General features: G+C 68.9%; 22 protein-coding genes. 5 read left to right on the top strand and 17 right to left on the bottom strand.

What is annotated here, in order from left to right; all coding sequences use genetic code 11:
• Positions 1–63 precede the first annotated feature (63 nt).
• The 5 genes from pyrF to H5T77_RS08890 all read right to left on the bottom strand — a co-directional run bounded on the left by pyrF (position 64) and on the right by H5T77_RS08890 (position 7,512).
• Entirely contained in the window at positions 64–891 is an 828-nt protein-coding gene (gene pyrF / locus H5T77_RS08910) for an orotidine-5'-phosphate decarboxylase (RefSeq protein ID WP_292647834.1), read from the bottom strand.
• The gene (locus H5T77_RS08905) at positions 888–1,928 is read right to left on the bottom strand and encodes a quinone-dependent dihydroorotate dehydrogenase (RefSeq protein WP_292647832.1); all 1,041 of its coding nucleotides are present in this window, start codon (positions 1,926–1,928) and stop codon (positions 888–890) included. Before H5T77_RS08905 ends, pyrF begins: the two co-directional genes overlap by 4 nt.
• Positions 1,925–5,260, bottom strand: a complete 3,336-nt coding sequence (gene carB, locus H5T77_RS08900; RefSeq protein ID WP_292647829.1) for a carbamoyl-phosphate synthase large subunit — start codon at positions 5,258–5,260, stop codon at positions 1,925–1,927. Before carB ends, H5T77_RS08905 begins: the two co-directional genes overlap by 4 nt.
• A 3-nt stretch (positions 5,261–5,263) precedes the next feature.
• Positions 5,264–6,415 (bottom strand): glutamine-hydrolyzing carbamoyl-phosphate synthase small subunit, encoded by a 1,152-nt coding sequence (gene carA, locus H5T77_RS08895; RefSeq protein ID WP_292647827.1) that lies wholly within the window; start codon positions 6,413–6,415, stop codon positions 5,264–5,266.
• Positions 6,416–6,570: 155 nt separating this feature from the next.
• Entirely contained in the window at positions 6,571–7,512 is a 942-nt protein-coding gene (locus H5T77_RS08890) for an AIM24 family protein (protein ID WP_292647824.1), read from the bottom strand.
• 112 nt (positions 7,513–7,624) lie between these two features.
• Between H5T77_RS08890 and H5T77_RS08885 the strand changes: the two genes are divergently transcribed.
• Together H5T77_RS08885 and H5T77_RS08880 are read left to right on the top strand one after the other, a co-directional pair.
• Complete coding sequence (locus tag H5T77_RS08885) at positions 7,625–8,158, top strand: endonuclease V (RefSeq protein ID WP_292647821.1); 534 nt, start codon at positions 7,625–7,627, stop codon at positions 8,156–8,158.
• Between the two features lie 168 nt (positions 8,159–8,326).
• The gene (locus H5T77_RS08880; RefSeq protein WP_292647818.1) at positions 8,327–9,328 is read left to right on the top strand and encodes a PDDEXK nuclease domain-containing protein; all 1,002 of its coding nucleotides are present in this window, start codon (positions 8,327–8,329) and stop codon (positions 9,326–9,328) included.
• A 3-nt stretch (positions 9,329–9,331) separates the two neighbouring features.
• On the opposite strand, the gene H5T77_RS08875 is transcribed toward H5T77_RS08880, so the two are convergent.
• Positions 9,332–9,919 (bottom strand): NUDIX hydrolase, encoded by a 588-nt coding sequence (locus tag H5T77_RS08875; RefSeq protein ID WP_292647815.1) that lies wholly within the window; start codon positions 9,917–9,919, stop codon positions 9,332–9,334.
• Between the two features lie 169 nt (positions 9,920–10,088).
• On the opposite strand from H5T77_RS08875, the gene H5T77_RS08870 reads away from it, so the two are divergent.
• Positions 10,089–10,280, top strand: a complete 192-nt coding sequence (locus tag H5T77_RS08870) for a type II toxin-antitoxin system VapB family antitoxin (RefSeq protein ID WP_292647813.1) — start codon at positions 10,089–10,091, stop codon at positions 10,278–10,280.
• A gap of 7 nt (positions 10,281–10,287) precedes the next feature.
• Here H5T77_RS08870 and H5T77_RS08865 read toward each other — a convergent pair whose 3' ends face one another.
• The 11 genes from H5T77_RS08865 to H5T77_RS08815 form a co-directional block, all read right to left on the bottom strand.
• Positions 10,288–10,716, bottom strand: coding sequence for a hypothetical protein (locus tag H5T77_RS08865; RefSeq protein WP_292647811.1), 429 nt, complete (start codon positions 10,714–10,716; stop codon positions 10,288–10,290).
• Positions 10,717–10,815: 99 nt separating this feature from the next.
• Positions 10,816–12,453 carry an ABC-F family ATP-binding cassette domain-containing protein gene (locus H5T77_RS08860; protein ID WP_292647809.1) on the bottom strand — a complete coding sequence of 546 codons (1,638 nt, stop codon included), beginning with the start codon at positions 12,451–12,453 and terminating at the stop codon, positions 10,816–10,818.
• Between the two features lie 167 nt (positions 12,454–12,620).
• The gene (locus tag H5T77_RS08855; protein WP_292647807.1) at positions 12,621–13,394 is read right to left on the bottom strand and encodes a methyltransferase domain-containing protein; all 774 of its coding nucleotides are present in this window, start codon (positions 13,392–13,394) and stop codon (positions 12,621–12,623) included.
• A gap of 91 nt (positions 13,395–13,485) precedes the next feature.
• Entirely contained in the window at positions 13,486–14,781 is a 1,296-nt protein-coding gene (locus H5T77_RS08850; protein ID WP_292647805.1) for a dihydroorotase, read from the bottom strand.
• Positions 14,778–15,719, bottom strand: coding sequence for an aspartate carbamoyltransferase catalytic subunit (locus H5T77_RS08845; protein WP_292647802.1), 942 nt, complete (start codon positions 15,717–15,719; stop codon positions 14,778–14,780). Before H5T77_RS08845 ends, H5T77_RS08850 begins: the two co-directional genes overlap by 4 nt.
• A complete protein-coding gene (pyrR, locus tag H5T77_RS08840; RefSeq protein WP_292647799.1) occupies positions 15,716–16,306 on the bottom strand; it encodes a bifunctional pyr operon transcriptional regulator/uracil phosphoribosyltransferase PyrR in 591 nt (196 codons plus the stop codon). Before pyrR ends, H5T77_RS08845 begins: the two co-directional genes overlap by 4 nt.
• Positions 16,307–16,367: 61 nt before the next feature.
• Positions 16,368–17,387: an NADPH:quinone reductase gene (locus tag H5T77_RS08835; protein WP_292647796.1), complete on the bottom strand. Its 1,020-nt coding sequence runs from the start codon at positions 17,385–17,387 to the stop codon at positions 16,368–16,370.
• 65 nt (positions 17,388–17,452) lie between these two features.
• On the bottom strand, positions 17,453–18,688 hold the full coding sequence (locus tag H5T77_RS08830; protein WP_292647793.1) for a hypothetical protein: 1,236 nt from the start codon (positions 18,686–18,688) through the stop codon (positions 17,453–17,455).
• Between the two features lie 172 nt (positions 18,689–18,860).
• Positions 18,861–19,274 carry a transcription antitermination factor NusB gene (nusB, locus tag H5T77_RS08825; RefSeq protein ID WP_292647790.1) on the bottom strand — a complete coding sequence of 138 codons (414 nt, stop codon included), beginning with the start codon at positions 19,272–19,274 and terminating at the stop codon, positions 18,861–18,863.
• 3 nt (positions 19,275–19,277) lie between these two features.
• Positions 19,278–19,844, bottom strand: a complete 567-nt coding sequence (gene efp, locus H5T77_RS08820) for an elongation factor P (protein ID WP_292647787.1) — start codon at positions 19,842–19,844, stop codon at positions 19,278–19,280.
• 154 nt (positions 19,845–19,998) lie between these two features.
• Entirely contained in the window at positions 19,999–20,463 is a 465-nt protein-coding gene (locus tag H5T77_RS08815; protein WP_292647785.1) for a type II 3-dehydroquinate dehydratase, read from the bottom strand.
• A gap of 142 nt (positions 20,464–20,605) precedes the next feature.
• On the opposite strand from H5T77_RS08815, the gene H5T77_RS08810 reads away from it, so the two are divergent.
• Positions 20,606–21,211 (top strand): TetR/AcrR family transcriptional regulator, encoded by a 606-nt coding sequence (locus H5T77_RS08810; protein WP_292647782.1) that lies wholly within the window; start codon positions 20,606–20,608, stop codon positions 21,209–21,211.
• Positions 21,212–21,256: 45 nt separating this feature from the next.
• Positions 21,257–22,414, top strand: a complete 1,158-nt coding sequence (locus H5T77_RS08805) for an acyl-CoA dehydrogenase family protein (protein WP_292647779.1) — start codon at positions 21,257–21,259, stop codon at positions 22,412–22,414.
• The last annotated feature ends 116 nt before the right edge of the window (positions 22,415–22,530 follow it).

The raw sequence follows: 22,530 nt of genomic DNA, 5'->3' as shown, positions 1-22,530 counted from the left end.
CGGGACGTTCTTGTCGGTTACCAGGCGGTAGACCGACAAGAACGTCCCGTCATATCTCGACCGTCAGCCGAGCACGTCACGCAGCCGCAGAGCCTCGTCCCGCAGCGCGGCGAGGCTCGGACCCTTGCGGAGCAGACCGCGGCTGGTGCTGGCGACGACGCTCGCGTTGGCGGCGCCGAAGATGCGGGCGAGGTCGGCGGGGGTGCCGCCCTGCTCCCCGAATCCCGGCGCCAGGATGGGGCCGTTGAACCCGAAGTCGTACGCCACGCCGGCGCCGTCCGCTCCGTCAATCGTCGCGCCGACGACCGCGCCGAAGGAGCCCAGCGGCGTCTCTGCCTCGTTGAGCCGGCGCAGGTGGTCGAGCATGACCCGGCCGACGCTGCGGCCGTCCTCGACCGTCGCGTGCTGCACCTCGGGGCCCTCCTTGTTGGAAGTCAGGGCGAGCACGAACAGCCCGGCGTCGAACCTCGTCGCCGTCTCCACGAAGGGCGTCAGCGAGCCGAAGCCGAGATAGGGGCTCACCGTCACCGCGTCGGAGCCCAGCGGGTTCGCGGGATCGAGATAGGCATCCGCGTACGCCTGGCTGGTCGAGCCGATGTCGCCGCGCTTGATGTCGAGGAGCACCAGCGCCCCGGCGGCCTTCGACTCGGCGATGACCCGCTCCAGCACCGCGACGCCGCGGGAGCCGAAACGCTCGTAGAAGGCGCTCTGCGGCTTCACGACGGGGACGTGGGGCGCCAGCCCCTCGACCGCCGTCAGGGCGAACTTCTCGAGCCCGGCCAGGTCGTCGTTCAGACCCCAGTCGAGGAGCAGCGAGGAATGCGGGTCGATCCCCGCGCAGAGCCTCCCCCGCTCGGCGAGTGCGGCGGCGTAGCGGGCACCGAAGCTCATGCGCGGACTCCGTTCGCGATGCGGCGGGCGTAGAGCGGACCCTCGTAGATGAACCCGGTGTAGCCCTGCAGCAGGTCGGCACCGGCCGCGAGGCGCTCGCGAGCGTCCGCAGGCGTGGTGATGCCACCGACACCGACAAGGGTCATCTCGGCGCTGACCCGGCTGCGGAGCAGCCGCAGGACGTCGAGAGCGCGCGCCTTGAGCGGGGCGCCGGAGAGGCCGCCGGCGCCGGCGGCGGTGATCTCGGCGGGCGCCGAGGCGAGGTGCTCGCGACCGATGGTGGTGTTGGTCGCGATGATCCCGTCCAGGCCGATCGCCATGGCCAGGTCGGCGACCTCGACGACGTCGGAGTCGGCCAGGTCGGGGGCGATCTTGACCAGCAGCGGGACCCGGTGCTTGGTCACCTGGTCAGAGATGGAGCGGACATGCTCCAGCAGCGGCTGCAGCTTCTCCACCGACTGCAGGCTGCGCAGGCCGGGCGTGTTGGGCGAGGAGACGTTGACGACCAGGTAGTCGGCATAGGGGGCCAGCAGCCGCGCCGACTTGGCGTAGTCGGCCTCGACTGCCGCCTGGTCGTCCTCCGGCACCAGCTTCGTCTTGCCGATGTTGATGCCGAGGACCGGGCCGCCGGTGGCGGTGCCGCGCCGCTCGAGCCGGCTCGCCAGCCGGGCGGCGACCGCCTCGGCGCCGTCGTTGTTGAAGCCCATCCGGTTGATCACGGCGCGGTCGGCGGGCAGCCGGAAGAGCCGCGGCGTGGGGTTGCCCGGCTGGCCCTCACCGGTGACCGTGCCGATCTCGACGTGGCCGAACCCGAGCCCGCCCAGCGCGTCGATGCCGACCGCGTTCTTGTCGAAACCCGCGGCCAGCCCGATCACGTTCGGGAAGGTGAGCCCCATCGCGTGCACCGGCGATCCCGGCGTACGCGCCTTGGCCAGTGCCGGACCGGCGGCCCGGATGGCGGCGAAGGCCTGCTGGTGGGCGCGCTCGGGATCCGACTTCGTCAGGACCTTGTCGAACAGCGTCCGATACGCCCTCACTTGGCCGAGACTCCGCCGTCGTGGTGTCCGACGATGTCGCGCCACTCCTGCAGGCTGCGTACGTCGATCTCACCGCGCCGCAGCGCCTCGATGCCCTGCACCGCGGCGCCGAGCCCCTGGACCGTGGTGATGCAGGCGATGTTGGCCATCACCGCGGCGGTGCGGATCTCGTAGCCGTCCATCCGGGCGGACTTCGCGTTGGAGGTGCCGTTGGGCGTGTTGATGACCAGATCGACCTCGCCGTCGAGGATCCGCTGCACCGTGGTCTTCTCACCGTCGGGGCCGGTGCCCTCGGAGTGCTTGCGCATCAGCCGCGAGGGCACACCGTTGCGGCGCAGCACCTCGGCGGTGCCCTCGGTCGCGAAGATCTCGAAGCCGTGGTCGGCGAGCACCTTGATCGGGAAGATCATGGTGCGCTTGTCTCGGTTGGCCATGCTCACGAAGATGCGGCCCGACGTCGGCAGCGGACCGAACGCGCCGGCCTGGCTCTTGGCGAAGGCGCGGCCGAAGTCGGAGTCGAGCCCCATGACCTCGCCGGTCGACTTCATCTCCGGGCCGAGGACGGTGTCTACCTGCTGGCCCTCGGGGGTGCGGAACCGGTTGAACGGCATGACCGCTTCCTTGACCGCGATCGGCTGGTTCGGCGGCAGCGCGCCGCCGTCACCCGTCCTCGGGAGCACCCCGGCCGTACGCAGCTGGGCGATCGACTCGCCGAGCATCACCCGTGCCGCAGCCTTGGCCAGCGGGGTCGCGGTCGCCTTGGAGACGAACGGGACCGTGCGGGAGGCACGCGGGTTGGCCTCGATGACGTAGAGCACGTCGGAGCCGAGGGCGTACTGGATGTTGAGCAGGCCGCGGACGCCCACGCCCTCTGCGATCGCGAGAGTCGCGACGCGGATGCGCTCGACCTCGGCAGCACCCAGGGTGATCGGCGGCAGCGCGCAGGAGGAGTCACCGGAGTGGATCCCGGCCTCCTCGATGTGCTCCATGACGCCGCCCAGGAACAGCTCGGTGCCGTCGTAGAGGGCGTCGACATCGATCTCGACGGCGTCGTCGACGAACTTGTCGACCATCACCGGCTTGTCAGGAGTGACCTCGGTCGCGGCCTCGATATAGGAGCGCAGCGCCTCGTCGTCGTAGACGATCTGCATGCCGCGGCCGCCGAGGACGTAGGAGGGACGCACCAGGACCGGGTAGCCGATCTCGGCCGCGATCTCACGCGCCTCATTGAACGTGGTGGCCATGCCGTGCTTGGGCGCGACCAGACCGGCCTGGGCCAGCACGCGGCCGAAGGCGCCGCGCTCCTCGGCGAGGTGGATGGCCTCGGGGCTGGTGCCGACGATCGGTACGCCGTTGTCCTTGAGCGCCTGCGCGAGCCCCAGCGGGGTCTGCCCGCCGAGCTGACAGATGACTCCGACAACCGGCCCGGCCTGCTGCTCGGCGTGGACGATCTCGAGCACGTCCTCCAGGGTGAGCGGCTCGAAGTAGAGCCGGTCGGAGGTGTCGTAGTCGGTCGAGACCGTCTCCGGGTTGCAGTTGACCATCACGGTCTCGTAGCCGGCCTCGCTGAGCGCGAGGGAGGCGTGCACGCAGGAGTAGTCGAACTCGATCCCCTGCCCGATCCGGTTGGGACCGGAGCCGAGGATGATCACCGCCTCCTTCTCCCGGGGCGCGACCTCGGTCTCCTCGTCGTAGGAGGAGTAGTGATACGGCGTACGCGCCTCGAACTCGGCCGCACAGGTGTCGACGGTCTTGTAGACCGGGCGGATGCCCAGCGCGTGGCGTACGCCGCGGACCACGTCCGCGGTCATGCCGCGCATCTTGCCGACCTGGTAGTCGGAGAAGCCGTGGCGCTTGGCGTAGCGCAGCACGTCGGCGGTCAGCTCGGGCGAGGCGATGATCTCCTGGGCGATCTCGTTGATCAGGAAGAGCTGGTCGATGAACCAGGGGTCGATCCGGGTGCTCTCGAAGATCTCCTCCGGCGTCGCGCCGGAGCGGATCGCGTCCATGACCCGCTTGAGCCGGCCGTCGGTCGGGACCTTGATCTCCTCCAGGAGCGCGGGCTTGTCGAGCTCGACGATCTCCTGGGTCCAGTCGAAGACCGCCTCGGGCTTCTCCAGGCTCCGCAGCGCCTTCTGCAGGGCCTCGGTGAAGTTGCGCCCGATCGCCATCGCCTCGCCCACGCTCTTCATGTGGGTGGTCAGGGTCGTGTCGGCGCCCGGGAACTTCTCGAAGGCGAAGCGCGGGACCTTGACGACGACGTAGTCGAGCGTGGGCTCGAACGAGGCGGCGGTCGAGCCGTTCGGCCCGGCGGTGATGTCGTTCTCGATCTCGTCGAGGGTGTAGCCGATCGCTACCTTGGCGGCGATCTTGGCGATCGGGTAGCCGGTCGCCTTGGAGGCCAGCGCCGAGGACCGCGAGACGCGCGGGTTCATCTCGATGACGATGATCCGGCCGTCGGCCGGGTTGACCGCGTACTGGATGTTGCAGCCGCCGGTGTCCACGCCGACGGCGCGGATGATGCCGATCGCGAGGTCACGGAGCTTCTGGTACTCGCGGTCGGTCAGCGTCAGCGCCGGGGCGACGGTGATCGAGTCGCCGGTGTGCACGCCCATCGGGTCGAGGTTCTCGATCGAGCAGACGATGACCGAGTTGTCCTTGCGGTCGCGCATGACCTCGAGCTCGTACTCCTTCCAGCCGAGGATGGACTCCTCCAGGAGCACCTCGGTGGTGGGGCTGGCCGCGAGGCCGGCGCCGCCCAGACGCCGCAGCTCGGCCTCGTTGTACGCGAACCCGGAGCCGGAGCCACCCATGGTGAAGCTCGGCCGGATCACGACGGGGAAGCCGAGCTGCTCGGCGCCGGCGAGCAGGTCGTCGATGGTGTGGCAGATGACCGACTTGGCCGACTCGCCACCGAGCTCGGCGACGATCTTCTTGAACTCCTCGCGATTCTCGCCGCGCTGGATGGCGTCGATGCTCGCGCCGATCAGCTCGACGTCGTACTTCTCCAGGATCCCGCGCTCGTCGAGCGCCACCGCGCAGTTGAGCGCGGTCTGGCCGCCGAGGGTGGCCAGGAGCGCGTCGGGGCGCTCCTTGGCGATGACCTTCTCGACGAACTCCGGGGTGATCGGCTCGACGTAGGTCGCGTCGGCGAACTCCGGGTCGGTCATGATAGTGGCCGGGTTGGAGTTGACCAGGACGACCCGGATCCCCTCCTCGCGCAGCACCCGGCAGGCCTGGGTGCCGGAGTAGTCGAACTCGCAGGCCTGGCCGATGACGATCGGGCCGGAGCCGATCACGAGCACGGACTTGATGTCCTCGCGCTTGGGCATCGCTCAGACCTCCTTCGCCATGAGAGAGATGAACCGGTCGAAAAGGTAGGCGGCATCGTGCGGGCCGGCCGCTGCCTCCGGGTGGTACTGGACCGAGAAGCCCTTCAGCTTCCCGGTCTGGGCGTCCTTGAGCTCGAGGCCCTCGACGCAGTCGTCGTTGAGGTTGACGTGGGAGACGGTCGCGATGCCGTACGGCGTCGAGGTCTCCTCGTCGACCGGCGCGTCGACGGCGAAGCCGTGGTTGTGGGCAGTCACCTCGACCTTGCGGGTGGTGAGGTCCATGACCGGCTGGTTGATCCCGCGGTGGCCGTACTTCAGCTTGTACGTCCCGAAGCCGAGCGCGCGGCCGAAGAGCTGGTTGCCGAAGCAGATGCCGAAGTAGGGGATGTCCTCGGCCAGCGCCGCCTGGAGCAGCTCCACCTGGCCGGTGGTCGCGGCCGGGTCGCCGGGGCCGTTGGAGTAGAAGAGGCCGTCGGGGCCGCCGGAGTCAGCGCCGACCGCCTTGACGTCCTCGAGGGTCGCGGTCGCCGGGAGCACGTGCACCTCGATGCCGCGCTCGGCCATCCGCTCCGGAGTCATCTCCTTGATGCCGAGGTCGAGGGCCGCGACGGTGAACCGCTTCTCGCCCTTCGCGGGCACGACGTACGCCTCGGCGGTGGTGACCGCGTCGGAGAGGTTCGTGCCGCTCATCTCAGCTGAGGCCAGCACCTTCTTCAGCAGCACCTCGGGGTCGGTCTCGATCGTCGAGATCCCGACGCGCATCGCCCCGCGCTCACGCAGGTGGCGGGTCAGCGCGCGGGTGTCGATCCCACTGATGCCGACCACGGACTGGTCGCGGAGGTCGTCGTCGAGGCTGCGCTTGGCACGCCAGTTGGAGGAGACCCGGGCAGGGTCGCGGACGACGTATCCGGCCACCCAGATCCTGCGCGACTCCGGGTCCTCGTCGTTCACACCGGTGTTGCCGACGTGCGGCGCGGTCATCACGACCACCTGCTGGTGGTAGCTCGGGTCGGTCAGCGTCTCCTGGTAGCCCGTCATACCGGTGGAGAAGACCGCCTCGCCGAAGGTCTCACCCTCGGCGCCGAACGACTCTCCCCGGAACGTTCGACCATCCTCGAGTACGAGGATTGCTTCTTTGTGGGCATGCAGCGGCACGCCGTACCTCCTTCTCCGCCTCACAGGACGGTGCTTAAAGGATGTCGGTCAGTTGCTGGTGACAGTATCAAGCAGATGCCGGTTGACGGCAGTTGGCGTCCGCCGCGTACGTCACCGGTGTGACGTACGCGGCAGTCGGCCTGTCCTGGTCGGACTCAGTTGTGCGAGTGGGGCGGGACGACCCCGCCCTCGGACGGCTGCACGATGACGAAACCGGCGCCGTGGAAGGCGACCTGGAACGCCTCGCCGCTGCCGCGGCCGATGAGCGCACCGGCGGTGAACGACTTCTGCAGGCTGGTCTGCAGGCCCAGCGACCAGCCGACCACGGCGTTGGTGTCGGCGAAGGTCGGAGCCTCGGCGGCGTTGAGGACCACCGGGTCGCCCTCGGTGGTCACCGCGATCCAGCCGGTGCCGTGCAGGGTCGTGTTGAAGAGTCCTCCGGTGAGCATGCCGGCGCCCTGGACTCGTTCGATGTTCCACTGAAGACCGCCGGAGAAGGCGAGCACGTGGTCGCCGTTGATCGAGATCCCGGAGTTGTTCAGCTGGAGGATGTGGACCTCCTTGGCGGAGTCGGCCAGGAAGACGTCGCCCTGGCCCTCGACACCCATCAGGCTGAGCCCCTCACCGGTGACGGCCCGCTTGAGGAACTTGCCGACCCCGCCGCTCTGGTACTTGAACTCGACGTTGCCCTGGTAGGCCACCATCGAGCCCTGGCGTGCCTGGAACGGCTCCCCGACGCGTACGCGCAGGAGCCTCTTGTTCTGCAGCACCGCGCCGCTGCCCTCGATCTCGGCGAAACGGCCGTCGACCAGCTCACCGGAGATCCCCGCGAACGGGTCGCCCGTGGGCTGCTGGACCTGGGCCGGCTGCTGCCCGTACTGGCCCGCGGCAGCCTGCGCCTGGGCGCCGTCACCGTGCACAGGCTGCGCCGAGCCGACCTGCGTCGGCGCTTCCTGCTCGACGTTGACCTGAGGTGGCGTCAGGGGCGCCGTCGACTGCTGCCCACCCGTGGACACGTGCTCGGTCCACTGGCTCCCGTCGTAGTAGCGAAGCTCGGCCTGACCGGTCGGGTCCGGGTACCACGCTGCGTCCGTCATCTCCACCCTCTGAAACTTCGGCCGACCCATCTCAGTCGGCTCCGGTCCATCCTGGCATGTACGTGAAGTCCCGCCCACCGGTGTTCCACACACCTCGCCCTATTCTGTGACCGTGGCGACGAGGTTCGGTGCGGCCGATGCCCACTACCCAGCATCCGGAGGCGGCCACGCCGCGCTCGTGGTGAGCGGCGAACCGGAGCTCGGGGCGATCAGCGAGCAGAGCACTGTCTGGCTCGATGAGGTCGCCGACTACGCCCCGGGCAGGTTCTACGAACGGGAACTGCCCGCGTTGACGGCCCTGCTCGCCGAGGTCGACCCACTAGACGTACTCATCATCGACGGGTACGTCGACCTCGACCCGACCGGGCGGCCCGGTCTGGGGTGGCATGCCTGGGACGCGGGGCTCGCGCCTAGGGTCATCGGCGTCGCCAAGACCAGCTTCCGCGCCGCGACCCACGCCGAAGCTGACCTGCGCGGAACCTCGACCAGACCGCTGTACGTCACCGCCGCCGGCATGACACGGACAGATGCCGCCGACCTGGTCCGCAACATGTCCGGCACCGCCCGCCTCCCCGACGCCCTGCGGCTCGTCGATCGACTTGCCCGCGCCGTGCCTCCCGGGCGCAGCGCTGAACAGATGATCTAATCGAGCCAACTCAGGCGATCACTCCGAAGTACCGGGCCAGCCAGGTCTGCGAGAAGGGGCCGCCAGTCGCGAGGGTAAGTAATAGCGCCACAGGCGCCTCCAGGAGCGGCGAACGTACCGCCTGCGATCGCAGGCGGTGATTCGTACGCGTTCAAGGAGAAGTACCCAATGACCGACGACCTTTCACTGCCCGACGGCTACACCGAGTGGCTCGGGGATCTCAAGGACCGGATCCGCACCACTCGACAGCGGGCCGCGCTCGCCGTCAACGCTGAGCTCGTGCAGCTCTACTGGCACATCGGGAGCGAGATCCTCAACCGTCAAACCGCTCAGGGCTGGGGCGCGAAAGTGATCGACCAGATCGCACACGACCTGCGCACCGCGTTCCCGGACATGAAGGGCCTGTCCGCCCGGAACCTCCGTTACATGCGGGCCTTCGCAGTGGCATGGCCGGAGCCGGCAATTGTGCAACAGCTTGTTGCACAATTGCCCTGGGGGCACAACGTCATCCTTCTCAACCGGTTCAACACCGCCGATGACCGCATCGCGTACGCCCAGGCTGCCATCAAGCACGGCTGGTCTCGCAGCGTTCTGTCGATGCATATCGAGGCCCGCACGCTGGAACGGTCTGGTCGCGCGATCAGCAACTTCGAACGAACGCTCCCGCCCGAGACCTCCGATCTCGCTCGCGAGATCGTCAAGGATCCCTACAACTTCGAGTTTCTCGGCGTCGGCAGGGAAGCCGTGGAGCGCGAGATCGAGAAGGCTTTGGTCGACCATGTCACCCAGTTCCTGGTCGAGCTCGGTGTCGGGTTCGCGTACGTCGGCCGTCAGGTGCTTCTCGAAGTCGGAGGCGAGGACTTCTTCATCGACCTGCTCTTCTATCACCTGAAGCTGCGCTGCTATGTCGTCATCGAGCTCAAAGCCGGAAGGTTCAGACCGGAACACCTGGGCCAGCTCAACTTCTATCTGGCGGCGGTCGACGGGGAGATGGCGCATCCCGACGATGCGCCGACGATCGGGATCCTGTTGTGCCAGAGCCGCAATCAGGTCGTCGCCGAGTACTCCCTACGCGGTTCGACACAGCCTCTGGGCGTCGCTGAGTATCAGTTGCAGGCCAGCCTTCCGAGCGTCGAGCGGCTCGAGCAGGAGCTGAGCGGTCCCGAGTGAGGCTCAGGCGCCGAGGGTCTTCAGCTTGTCGAGCATCCGGCCCATGTGGGGGTCGAACAGAGCCGGATCGGCGGCGCGGATCTCCGCGGGTGTCCACCAGCGCACGCCGGCGTACTCTCGCTCGTCCGGCTCCAACGGGTCTTCGCGGTCGTGGGCGAGGACGAACCAGAGACTGACGTCGGTGTGCGTGTCCGGACGGTCGGGCCGGGTCGTGTTCACGGTGATGAACAACGGGCGTGGTCCGAGATCTGGGTGGAACCGCGCCTGCACGCCGAGCTCCTCGACGCATTCACGACGAACGGTCTCAACGGGGTTCTCGCCTGGCTCGACGTGGCCACCCGACGGCAGCCAGAGGCCCGACTTGCGGTGGTCCCCCAGCAGGATGTGACCGCTGACCGGGTCGACGAGCAGGAAGTAGGAGACCAGATGCTTGGCCGGTTCGGTCGGATCGGTGGTGCGCCGAAACACGTCGCTGGTCACGCACAGCCACGCCGACGCGGCGGCGATGTGACCGCTCTCCACCGCGTCCATCGGCTCGATCGAGTCCACCATGATCGAGATGTCGGTCAGCAGTCGGTCCGCCGGGCTCATGATCGTGCACCCTAGAGGCGACCACCGACATCCGACTCCGACATCCGGCTTCGCCCCCGATCCCAGGTGAGTGCGACACGTTGTGACGGTCGTCGCAGGTCATTGCGTTGCACGTTGAGCACCGCTAACGTTTCGCTGTTTCATCCAGATTTCCGTGCGGGGGTACGCCATGACCGAGACGTCGATCAGCATCGATGAGGAGCTGTTGGCCGAGGCGAGGAAGGTTGCCGGGACGACGACCAACCAGGCTGCCATCGACCACGCCCTGCGCGACCTGGTCGAGCGCGAGGCGGCCGCCGTCGTGTTCGACCGCATCGTCGAGCGTGAGCTCGGCGACACGAAGATCACGCTGGAGTTCTAGGTCCACCTCAGGCGACCCTCTGGCCGACCGCGTCCGCTGGGATCGGCCAGAAGTCTTTGTCGGTCGCGAGGTGGATGACTCCGACCTGGACGGCAGCGGCTCGACAGGCTTCGTAGAGATCAGCCGCGTTCTTCTGGTCGGTCGGACTCGGCGGGCCGTCGTCGGGCCGGCACAGCAGGAACTCCACCCGCTCGAAGCCCATGTCGGTCACCAGATGACTCATCACCGTCGCGACGCTCTCAGCGCCGTCCGGTCCGATCTCGGCGGGCATGTCCTCGATCTGGCTGAGCTGTGGGAACGGGACGCCGTCGGCGCCGACGAACATGAACCACAGGCGTGGCTCGGGCCAGCCGAGCGGGTTGATCAGATGTCGCCAGGCGGCTTCGACGTCGGCCTGGGTGCGGAGGACTGGAGCGTACGGAGTCTTGTCGGTCATGGGTCCACCGCACCACGGGGCGGCGGGCGGGGACAACGAGGATCTGCTCGCCTGTGGATAACTCGGCTCATCCACAGGCGTTCGCCCGCAACTGGCCCGTCAGAGCTCGAGCCGGTGCTCCGGACCCGACCAGCGGCGGCGCAGCCAGCGATCGTGAGACGCGACGACGATGGTGCCGGGCGTGACCCCGATCGCCTCCTCCAGCTCGCCCGCCAGGTTGAGCGAGATGTGGTTGGTGGGCTCGTCGAGGAGCAGCACGTCCGGGCCGGTGGCGATGGCGATCGCCAGGTCGAGCCGACGCCGCTGGCCGACGCTGAGCGCGCCGACCGGCCGGTTGAGGTCGCGCGGATGCACCAGGCCCAGGTCACGTAGCGGCACCTGGATCGCCAACACCTCCCCGACCGTCTCCCGATAGACGTCGTCGACCTTGCGCCGCAGGTCTCCGAACTGAGGGTCCTGGGTGAGCTCCTCGACACGCCGGGCGCTGACCTGGACCTCCCCGGAGGTCGGTTTGACGCGACCGGAGAGGACCCCGAGCAGCGTGGACTTGCCACTGCCGTTGGGGCCGGTGACCAGCAGGTGCTCCCCCGCCATGATGTCCAGGATCGGCAGCCTGACCCGACTCTCGACGACCAGGTCACGGACGACGACCATCCGGCCGCTGGCACCGGCAGCCGACAGCGCCGCGTTGAGCCGCAGGGGCGCCGGCGGCTTGCGTACCTGCGTCTCCTCGGCCTCCTCCAGACGCCGGTTGGCGTCCTTCTTGCGACGTGCGACGGTCCGCTCGACGTTGCTGCCCTTGAACTTGTAGATGAACTTGTCGTTGTCGGTCGGGCCGCGGTTGTAGGCGATGGCGTCGTTGCCGATCCTGGTCGCGGAGCGAAGTCGCTTGATCTCGTCCTGCTGCTCTGCGTACGTCTGCTCCCATCGCTCGCGCGCGGCCTTGCGTGCCTCCTCGTAGGCAGTCCAGCCACCGCCGAAGAGGCGACCGCCGGTTCCGTCGGTGCCGAAGGCCGTCGGGTCGAGATCGAACAGCCCCGTGGCGACCTCGTCGAGAAAGACGCGGTCGTGGGAGGCCATCAGCACGACGCCGGGCAGCTCACGCAGGAACTCCCCCAGCACCGAGACCGCCTCGTCGTCGAGGTGGTTGGTCGGCTCATCGAGCAGCAGCGCGTCCGGCCGGCGGGTGATCGCGGTCGCGAGCGCGAGCCTGGTGCGCTGACCGCCCGACAGCGTGCTGATCGGCCGGTCCCGGTCGAGCCCGCTCAGACCGAGGCGCTCCGCAGCCAGGATGGCCCGCCGGTCGGCGTCCCACGCGTCGTGCGCGACCGCGAAGTCGAGCGCTCTCGCATAGGTCTCGGCGACCTCGGGATCGTCGAGCCGGTCGGCGAGCGTCTCCACCGTGGCGACAGCCTCGCGGAGCGGGCGCAACGTCGTGGCGAGTACGTCCTCGATGCTCGCCGCGTCCCGGAACGGCGGCTCCTGCGGCAGCCAGACGAGGTCCTCCGGCGCCTCGACCGTGCCGCTGCGCTGGGCGGTGCGCGGCAGTGCCGGACTCGAGGATGAGTCTGCGATGGCGCGGAGCAACGTGGACTTGCCGGCGCCGTTCTCCCCCACGAGCGCGATCCGCTCCCCGGGAGAGACAGTCAGGTCGATCCCGGTGAGGACGGAGCCGTTGCGGAAGGAGACGGACAGGTCGCGGACGACGATCGGTCCGGAGATGACGGAAGATGACATGAGAGCGCTGCCTTCGGGTTCAAGGACGACTCGCCGGGCATCTGCCTCGGGCGCGGGTCGGGGTCAGCGCGAGATCTTCATGATGCGACAAGCGTACGCGGCCGGCGAAAGCGCCGTCCAACGGGTTATCGATCGCCTGGACGCGTACGCCGCAGCCCAGCTCGAACCTAGCCCGGCCGCTCCGCGACGAGCTGGCACATCCCGGCGATGCGTACGAAGGGCTCCCGGTCGCACAGCGCACGCTCGAGCTCGAGGAGCGTGTCGAAGTAGGCGGGATCGTTCTTGGCCTCGTTTCCGGTGAGGAGGTCGTTGGCGATCCTGGTGCCGAAGCGGCCGGTCAGGCGAAGTCCCGCGGCGGCGAGCTCGGCCTCGAGGTCGGGTGTCGAGACCTTGCGTACGTCATGGTCGAAGGTCACAGCGCGCTTGGTGTCGGCGTGCAGCTCGGTGAGCGCGGCCTCGGGTCCATCCGTGACCAGCTGGCGCAGCACCATGCTCGCCGGGTTGGGGACCATCACCGACAGCCGGCCGCCGGGCCGGACCGCGGTCGCCAAGCGGCGTACGTCGCCGGCGTCTGCCGGCCGGTAGTGGAGCACGAAGTGGCACAGCACCAGATCCCACTCGCCCTCGGGCAGCTCGTCGAGGCCGCCTTCGAGCGTGGTGAGCGATGCACCGGCCTCCGCCGCCCGCCGCTCCGCCTCGGCCAGCCAGGACGCGGACGGGTCGAGGATCGTGACCTCGTGCCCGGCCAGGGCGAGGGGAAGCGAGTCCACACCGTCACCGCCGCCGACGTCGAGGACCCGCAGCCGCTGTCCCTGCTTCTCGCCCAGCTCGGCGCACTGGCGCGCGAGGATCTCCTCGACCACGGTGTAGCGGATGCGGGCCCAGGGGGTCTCGGTGTAGGCGCGCCACTGCTCGAGCTTGTCGGAGAAGACATCGGTCATGGCGGTGGAGCCTATCCATACCTACGGGAGTGAAAGAAAAGCTTCTTTCACTCCCGTACGCCGCATGTCGTTGGGCCGGAACTAGCCGGAACTAGCCGGCGAAGGTTCGCTTCCCCCGCAGGAACGTGGCCACCACGCGGCCGGTCAGCTTGCGGTCGTGCCACGGATTGTTGCGCGAGAGCGACAAGGACCGATCCCGGTCCACGACGTAGGTCGCAGCCGGGTCGAGCAGGGTCAGGTTGGCCGGCTCGCCGACCGCGATCGGGCGGCCATGACCCTCGAGACCCGCGATCCGGGCCGGGGTCGTGGACATGACCCGGGCGACCCCGGACCAGTCCAGCAGCCCGGAGGAGACCATCACGGTCGAGACGACCGAGAGCGCCTCCTCGAGCCCGAGCATCCCGAAGGCGGCGTCGACGAAGGCGTGCTCCTTGTCCTGACGCGCGTGCGGGGCATGGTCGGTGGCGACCGCGTCGATGGTGCCGTCGGACAGCGCCGCGCGCAGCGCCTCGACGTCCTCCGCCGGACGCAGCGGCGGGTTGACCTTGAAGGTCGGGTCGTAGCCGGCGAGCAGGTCGGTGGTCAGCAGCAGGTGGTGCGGGGTGACCTCAGCGGTGACCGCCCAGCTGCCGTCCTTCTCCGCCTGGGCCTTCGCCCAGCGGAGCACCTCGACGGTGCCGGCGGTGGAGGCGTGGGCGACGTGGACGCGCGAGCCGGTGTGACGCGCGAGCATCACGTCACGGGCGACGATGACCTCTTCGGCGACACCCGGCCAACCGGGAAGACCGAGCCGCCCGGAGAGCTCCCCCTCGTGGCAGCAGGCCGAGCCGTACGGCGCGAGCGAAGGATCCTGGGAGTGCTGGGAGATCACGCCGCCGAACGCCTTGACGTACTCCAGCGCCCGTCGCATCACCCGCGGGTCCGAGACGCAGCGGCCGTCGTCGGAGAAGACCTTGACGCCGGCCCGGGAGCGGTTCATCAGGGACAGCTCGGCGAGCTCCTCGCCGGCCAGGCCCTTGGTCACCGCCCCGACCGGGAAGACGTCGGCCAGTCCTGCCTCGCGACCGAGCTCCCACACCGAGACCGCGGCCTCGGCCGTGTCGGTGACCGGCGAGGTGTTGGCCATCGCGAGCACCGCGGTGTAGCCACCGGCGGCGGCAGCCGCCGCCCCCGAGGCCACCGTCTCGGCGTCCTCGCGGCCCGGCTGGCGCAGGTGGGTGTGCAGATCGACCAGCCCGGGGAGGAGGACGAGGCCGGCGGCGTCGACCACCTCGTCAGCGACGACATCCGTCGAGAGCGAGCCGATCTCCCGGATCACTCCCCCCTCGACGTACACATCGGTCGGCTCGGCACCGAGGACGGAGGCACCCTTGATCAACAGACTCATGCGGACTCCTCGCCGGCAAGCAGGTGGTAGAGGACGGACATCCGGATCGCGACCCCGGCGGAGACCTGGTCGAGGATCCGTGAGGAGGCGGCGTCGGCAGCCTCGGGAGAGATCTCCAGGCCGCGGTTCATCGGCCCGGGGTGCAGGATCGGCGCGCCTTCGCGCAGCATTCCCAGCCGCTGACGGGTGAGCCCGTAGCCGACCGTGTACTCCCGCGAGGTCGGGAAGAAACCACCGCTCATCCGCTCTCGCTGGACGCGCAGCATCATCACCGCGTCGGCCTCCGGCAGCACGTCGTCCAGGTGGTACGAGGTTGCGAAGCCCTCGGCCTTGGACCAGTCGGCCACGCCCGAGGGCATCAGCGTGGGCGGGGCCACAGCGACCACGGACGCGCCGAGCTTGGTCAGCGACTTCACGTTGGACCGAAAGACCCGCGAGTGGGTCAGGTCGCCGACGATCGCGATCCGCTTGCCCTCCAGCGAGCCGGGTCCACCGAGCTGGCGCTGGAGGGTGTAACCGTCGAGCAGCGCCTGGGTCGGGTGCTCGTGGGTCCCGTCGCCGGCGTTGACGACGGGGATGTCGAGCCAGCCCGCGACCTGGTGGGCGGCGCCGGAGGCCGAATGACGCATCACCAGACCGTCGACCCCCATCGCGGTCACGGTCAGCACGGTGTCGCGCAACGACTCGCCCTTGGAGGCCGAGGAGCCCTTCGCGGACAGGTTGATCACGTCGGCCGAGAGCCACTTCCCGGCGATCTCGAAGGAGGACCGAGTGCGGGTGGAGTCCTCGAAGAACAGGTTGATCACGGTGCGCCCGCGCAGCGCCGGGAGCTTCTTGACCTCGCGCTTCTGGACGTCGTGCATCTCGGCGGCGGTCGCGAAGAGCTGCTGGATCTCCTCAGCGTTCACGTCGTCGATGGACAGCAGATGACGGGTCATGCCGTCGTCACCCCTTCGAGCTCGACGATGCGTACCTCGTCGATGCCGTCGGTCTCCTCCAGGCTCAGCCCGACCCGCTCGGAGCGCGCCGTGGGGAGGTTCTTGCCGACATGGTCGGCCCGGATGGGCAGCTGCCGGTGGCCGCGGTCGACGAGAACAGCCAGACGTACGACGGCGGGACGGCCGTAGTCGGCCAGCGCGTCGAGCGCGGCGCGGACGGTGCGGCCGGAGAAGAGCACGTCGTCGACAAGCACGACTGTCTTGCCGTCGATGCCGACGGGTGGGATCTCGGTATGGTGCGGGGCCCGGGTCGGGTGGGTGCGCAGGTCGTCGCGGTACATCGTGACGTCGAGCGCGCCGTGGGCCACCGGATGGCCCTCGGCGGCCTCGATCCGCGCGGCGATCCGCCGCGCCAACGGCACGCCGCGGGTGTGCAGACCGAGGAGGACCAGATCCTCCGCGTCGCGGTTGCGCTCCAGGATCTCGTGGGAGATCCGGGTCAGCGCCCGGGAGATGTCACGGGCGTCGAGCACGACACGGCCGTCGGCGGACGGGTCGGACACACGCTCAGGGGCAGGCTCAGACAAGGTCAGGTCTCCTTCTCCGCCTCACGGGACGGCTCGTTAAAGGATCGCGGCCACACTATCCTCACTCCAGGTCGATCAGCACTTTCCCGACGGCGCCCGCCTCGACCGCGTCGTGGGCGGCGGCGGTCTCCTCGAGCCGATAGTGGTGAAGAGGTACGCCGGCCTCCTGACCCACCTGCAGGGCCCCTGCCGCCACGGCGGCGGTGACGTCGTCAGCCGCGGCCCGGATCTGCGTCTCCTCGACGCCGTAGAGCTGGATGAACTGGTAGCGCAGGTTGAGCGAGAAGGTCGCCCGCAGGGGCATCGTGAGCTCGTCGCCGCCGTTGTTGGCGTAGATGGCGATCGTGCCGCGGTTGGCGATGACTGCTCGGTCCACGTCGTTGTTGACCGCTGGCGCGACCTCGACGATCTGGTCGACGCCGTCGGGCGCGATCTCCCGGATCGCCTTCCCGAGGTGGTCGAGACCCACCTCGCGGTAGTTGACGATGTGGTGTGCGCCGGCGGCCTTCGCCAGCGCGGCCTTCTCCGCGGAGCTGATCGTGGTGATCACCGTCGCCCCCGCCCACACGGCCAGCTGGATCGCGGCGTTCCCGACGGCTCCGGCACCCCCGTGGACCAGGATGGTGAGCCCGCTGAACGACCCCGGGGCCACTCGCGCCACGGCTCCTGAGGTGAGCGCCCGATGGGCGGTCATCGCCGGGACCCCGAGCGAGGCGCCGAGGTCGAAGGACGCGCCCGCGGGCAGCTCGACCGCCTTGCGGGCCGGCACGGTGACGTACTCGGCGGCCGTCCCCCACGCCGACCCGTGCTGGGCCATGTAGAGCCAGACCTGCTGCCCGACGACGTGGGTGCTCACCCCCTCGCCGATCTCCTCGACCACCCCGGCGCCGTCCTGACCCGGAGTCGCCTCCGGAGTGCTGAGCGTCCCGCTCAGGCCGGCGCGCACCTTCCAGTCGGTCGGGTTGACCCCCGCCCGCACCAGCCTGACCAGGACCTCGCCGGGGCCGGGCTTCGGCACCGGGCGCTCGGTCAGACGCATGGCGGAGGAGGGACCGTTCTCGGAGTAGACCACTGCACGCATGGGGAAGACGCTACCGCCCCGTCCCCCTCGCCGGCCGCGCGCGGATTGCGGAGCAGTCTCACAAGCTACAGCGCGTGCGCCATCCCAGCGCAGGCCTTCAGCCACGACATCTTGGTCTCCTCCGAGAGCTGGGAGTACTGCACCGTGGACCCGGCGACGAGCACCGGGTCGAACGGGACCCGGTAGACCCCTCTGGTGCGCTGCTGGTAGACCTCGGTGAGGTCGCGGGCCAGGTTGGTGTCGACCTTCGGGGACGGGTCGGAGAGCACGGTGATCGTCTTCAGCTTGAGGTCGGCGTAGCCGGACTCCTGGAGGGCGTCGAGCATCCACAGTCCGCTGTAGCCGGTGTCCTCGCGCACCGTCGAGGTCACCACCAGCAGATCGGCGGTGTCGGCGGCGGCCAGCCAGTTCTCGGCGCGCATGTTGTTACCGGTGTCGACCAGGATCACCTTGTAGAAGCGCTCCAGCAGCTGGTGGACCTGCGCGAAGTCGTCGGCATGGATCTGACCGGTGACGTCAGGACGCTCGTCGGAGGCGAGCACGTCGAAGTGGGCATCGCCCTGGGAGCGTACGAAGGCACCCAGGTCACCGATCCGGGACTGGTAGACGTTGTTGAACGCGGCCAGGTTGTCGAGCAGCTCGCGGGTGGTGTTGCGGTGGGTGCTCCGCATGCCGCGGATGCCGAGTGTGCCGCGGGTCTCGTTGTTGTCCCAGGCCACGATCCCCCCGCCACGTACGGTGCCGAAGGTGTAGCCGGCGGCGAGCACGCCGGTGGTCTTGGCGGCGCCGCCCTTGGGGTTGATGAAGCAGATGGTGCGAGGTCCGTCGAAGTCGCGCTGGATCATCGCCCGGTCCTGCTCGAAGGCGACCTCGGCGGCGCCCATCGGCGGGCTGATCAGCCCGCCGGACATCTTCCGAACCGCACCTCGCCAGCCCCAGGTCGCGGGGCCGAACCCGGCCGATTCGGCGCGCCGGTCGAGGAAGTCGGTCGCGGTGGGGACTTCCTGCCCGTGGGGGCCCGGGGGCGGCGGCACTGCGCCAGATGGAGCGGGCGCGGCCGGCGGGGCGGGCGTCGAGGTGACCTGTGGGTTGGTGATGCGAGTCGCCTCCTGACTCGGGTCGACATGAGAATAGGGCTGGGCATTGGGGTTGGTCTGCGGCCCGCCGGGGTCCGGCCGCGAGGGCTGCGGCGGCTGTCCCGCCGAGCCCGGCGGAGGCGGCGGTGTCACCCAGTGTGAGGGTGCGCCGGTCGGCCGGGTGCGCGAGTCCGGCTCGTCATAGGGGTTGTTCTCCTGCGTCATGCGCTCTCCGAAATACGGGTCTGGTTGGCGGCCCATCTCAGCCTTGGGTCCAAACATACGGTCCCGACCGAAGCAATCGTCGATAACCGGAAAACAGACGCGTCGTGCCGCACCCTGAAATGACGGCACGCCCGCCCGGAACGGTCCAGGACAGGCGTACGTCTCGCGCTGATCAGGCCTTGGGGAGATCCTTCGCGACCGCGGCGAGCACGCCGTTGACGAAGGACGGCGAGTCGTCGGTCGAGAGCTCGGTCACCAGGGCGGTCGCCTCGCTGATCGCGACCTCGGCGGCGACATCGCCATCGAGGAGCTCCCAGACACCGATGCGCAGGACGTTGCGGTCGACCGCCGGCATCCGGGTCAGTGTCCAGTCGTGGGCGTGGCCGGAGATCAGGGCGTCGATCCGCTCGGACTCGGCGACCACACCACGGACGAGCTTGACCGTGAACGGGTTGTTGGGAACCTGGCCCTCGCCGATCTGCTGGTCGAGCAGGTCACCGGCGGAGAGACCCCGCGCCTCGGCGGCGAAGAGCAGGTCCAGGGCCCGCTTGCGGGCCTTGGACCGTGCGGTCGCGACGTGAGCCACAGGTCAGCCCTTGACGCGGGAGAGGTAGGAGCCACCGTCGCGGGTGTCGACCTTGATCTTCTCGCCCTGCTCGATGAAGAGCGGCACCTGGATCTCGGCGCCGGTCTCGAGGGTTGCCGGCTTGGTGCGGCCGGTGGCCGAGTCACCCATGACGCCGGGCTCGGTGTAGGAGATGACGAGCTCGACCGACGGCGGGAGCTCGACGAAGAGCACGCGACCCTCGTTGGTGGCCAGGATGACCTCCTGGTTCTCCAGGAGGAAGCCGGCGCCGTCGCCGATGATCTCCGGGGTGACCTCGACCTGGTCGAAGTCTGCGACGTCCATGAAGACGAAGTTGGTGCCGTCGTTGTAGAGGTACTGGAACGAGCGGCGGTCGACCGTGGCGGTCTCGACCTTGGTGCCGGCGTTGAAGGTCTTGTCGACGTTCTTGCCCGACTCGACGTTCTTCATCTTGGTGCGGACGAAGGCCGGACCCTTGCCGGGCTTCACGTGTTGGAACTCGACCACCTGCCAGAGCTGGCCCTCGAGCTTCAGCACCATGCCGTTCTTGAGGTCGTTCGTCGTCGCCATAACCGTCCGTCAGCCTTCGTCTCTGTGACCTGCACCGATGCAGGCTTCATTGTCAATGTTCCTGGGGCCCGATGGGCCTCGGGGAATCCTAGTCAACGAGACGTACGCCCACCCAATCCGCCGCCGCACTGATGGCTCACTCGCTGACGCTCATTCACGCACGGCCGATCTTCGCGGCGACGACCTCGAGCGCCTCGCGATAGCCGTCGATCCCCTTGCCCGCCACGACCGCCACCGCGTGCTCGGTGACGACGCTGGTGTGCCGGAAGACCTCGGGGCGCTGGGACGGGTCGGAGATGTGCACCTCGACCAGCGGAGCGGTCAGCTGCGCGCAGGCGTCGTAGATGGCGTAGGAGTAGTGGGTCCAGGCGGCGGCGTTGAGCACGACCGGGATCTCCTTGTCGGCCGCGTCGTTGAGCCAGTCGACCATGTCACCCTCGTGGTTGGTCTGACGTACGTCCGCCGCGAAGCCGAGTGCATGACCCCAGTCGACGCACATCGCGGCGAGCTCGTCGTGGGTGGTGTGCCCGTAGATCTCGGGCTGACGTTTCCCGAGACGCCCGAGGTTGGGGCCGTTGAGGACCAGTACTTGCTTCAACGCATTGCTCACGAGCAACATCTTCGCATTGTTTTCTCGCGCCGAATCTAAGCGCTCACTTACCTTTATGCCAGACTGATGGCATGAGCGAGCGACAGCGAGCGACCACAAGCCTCAGGCCGCCGCGTCCGTACTCTTGGTTCTGCCCTACGGAGGCGGCGGCATGAGCGACGTACGCACCAGCACCCAGGCACGCGGAGACCGCAGCCGTGCCCGTCTGCTCGACGCGGCGGTCCAGGCCTTCTCCGCCAAGGGTTTCCACGGCACCAGCACCCGCGACATCGCCACCGCGGCCGGGCTGAGCCCGGCGGCGGTCTACGTGCACCACCGCTCCAAGGAGGAGCTCCTGCACGCGATCGCGGTGCGTGGGCACGAGGTGATCCTCGAGGCGGTCACCGACGCGGCCCGTGCCGACGCCACCGCCGCCGAGCGGGTCGCCGCGGCCGTACGCACCTATGTCCTCTTCCACGCCCGCTCCCACACGACGGCGCGGGTCATCAACTACGAGCTCGCCGCGCTGACCGACGAGCACCTGCGCGAGATCGCGGCCCTGCGCCGCGCCATCGACACCGTCATGCGCGAGATCGTCGAGGAAGGCGTACGCAGCGGCGACTTCGACACCCCCGACCCGGCCAAGGCCGCCACCGCACTGCTCTCGCTCGGCATCGACCTGGCCCGGTGGTACCGCGACGACGGCTCCTGGACCCCTGAGGCTCTCGCCGACTTCTACGCCGACCTCGCGCTCCGCGTCGTCGGCGCCCGCCCCTGATCTCTCGAACGACAACCAGCGCCCCCTAGAAGAAAGCAAGGATCCATGCGTCGCACGATCTACACCGAGGACCACCAGTCCTTCCGCGAGACCATCCGCTCGTTCATCGAGAAGGAGGTCACCCCGGTCTACGACGAGTGGTACGAGGCGGGCATCGTCCCCCACGACTTCTACCTCAAGCTCGGCGAGCTCGGCGTGTGGGGCATCCAGGTGCCCGAGGAGTACGGCGGCGCCGGGATCGAGTCGTTCAAGTACTCCGCCGTGATGACCGAGGAGCTCTCCCGCGCCGGTGTCTCCTTCGGCGGTTCGTCCGTCCATGTCGGGCTGTGCCTGCCCTATCTTCTCAACCTCGGCACCAAGGAGCAGATGGAGCGCTGGATGCCCGGCTTCGTCGCCGGGTCCGAGATGTGGGCGATCGCGATGACCGAGCCGGGCACCGGCTCCGACCTCGCCGGGATGACGACCAACGCCAAGCTCACCGAGGACGGCAAGCACTACGTCCTCAACGGCGCGAAGACCTTCATCACCGGCGGCGTCAACGCCGACCGGGTGATCGTCTGCGCCCGCACCGCATCGGCGACCTCCGAGGACCGCCGCGCCGGGATCACCCTGCTCGCCGTCGACACGTCGCTGCCGGGCTACGAGGTGGGCCGCAAGCTCGACAAGCTCGGGCTCAAGGTCTCCGACACCGCCGAGCTCTCCTTCACCGACGTGCTCGTCCCGGTCGAGGACGTCCTCGGCGAGGTCGGCAAGGGCTTCTCCTACCTCGGCCAGAACCTCCCGGTCGAGCGCCTCGGCATCGCCGTCGGCGCCTACGCACAGGCCGCGGCCGCGATCGAGTTCGCCAAGAAGTACGTCGCCGAGCGCAAGGTCTTCGGCACCGCCGTCGCCTCCTTCCAGAACACCAAGTTCGAGCTGGCCGCGTGCAAGGCCGAGGTCGACGCCGCCGAGGCCGTGGTGGACCGGGCCATCGAGGCCGAGGACGCCGGCATCCTGACCGCCGCCGAGGCCGCCTCCGCCAAGCTGTTCTGCACCGAGGTCGCGCACCGCGTCGTCGACCGCTGCCTCCAGCTCCACGGCGGCTACGGCTACATGAACGAATACCCCATCGCCCGCCTCTACGCCGACAACCGCGTCAACCGCATCTACGGCGGCACCTCCGAGGTCATGAAGCTGATCATCGCCAAGGACATGGGCCTGTGAGCTGAGACGTGGGAGTCCTGAGGTCACCTGGAGGCTGTTGCGAAATCGCCGATCGGGTCCGTGACCCGGCCGGTGGTTCGCGAAATACTGGTGGGCATGGCGCGTTCGTATCGTCC

Origin of the sequence: Nocardioides sp. (assembly GCF_014360585.1) — a bacterium.
Classification (GTDB): Bacteria; Actinomycetota; Actinomycetes; order Propionibacteriales; family Nocardioidaceae; genus Nocardioides.
The sequence above is the reverse complement of the archived record's forward strand: the minus strand, read 5'-3'. Positions and strand labels throughout refer to the sequence as shown.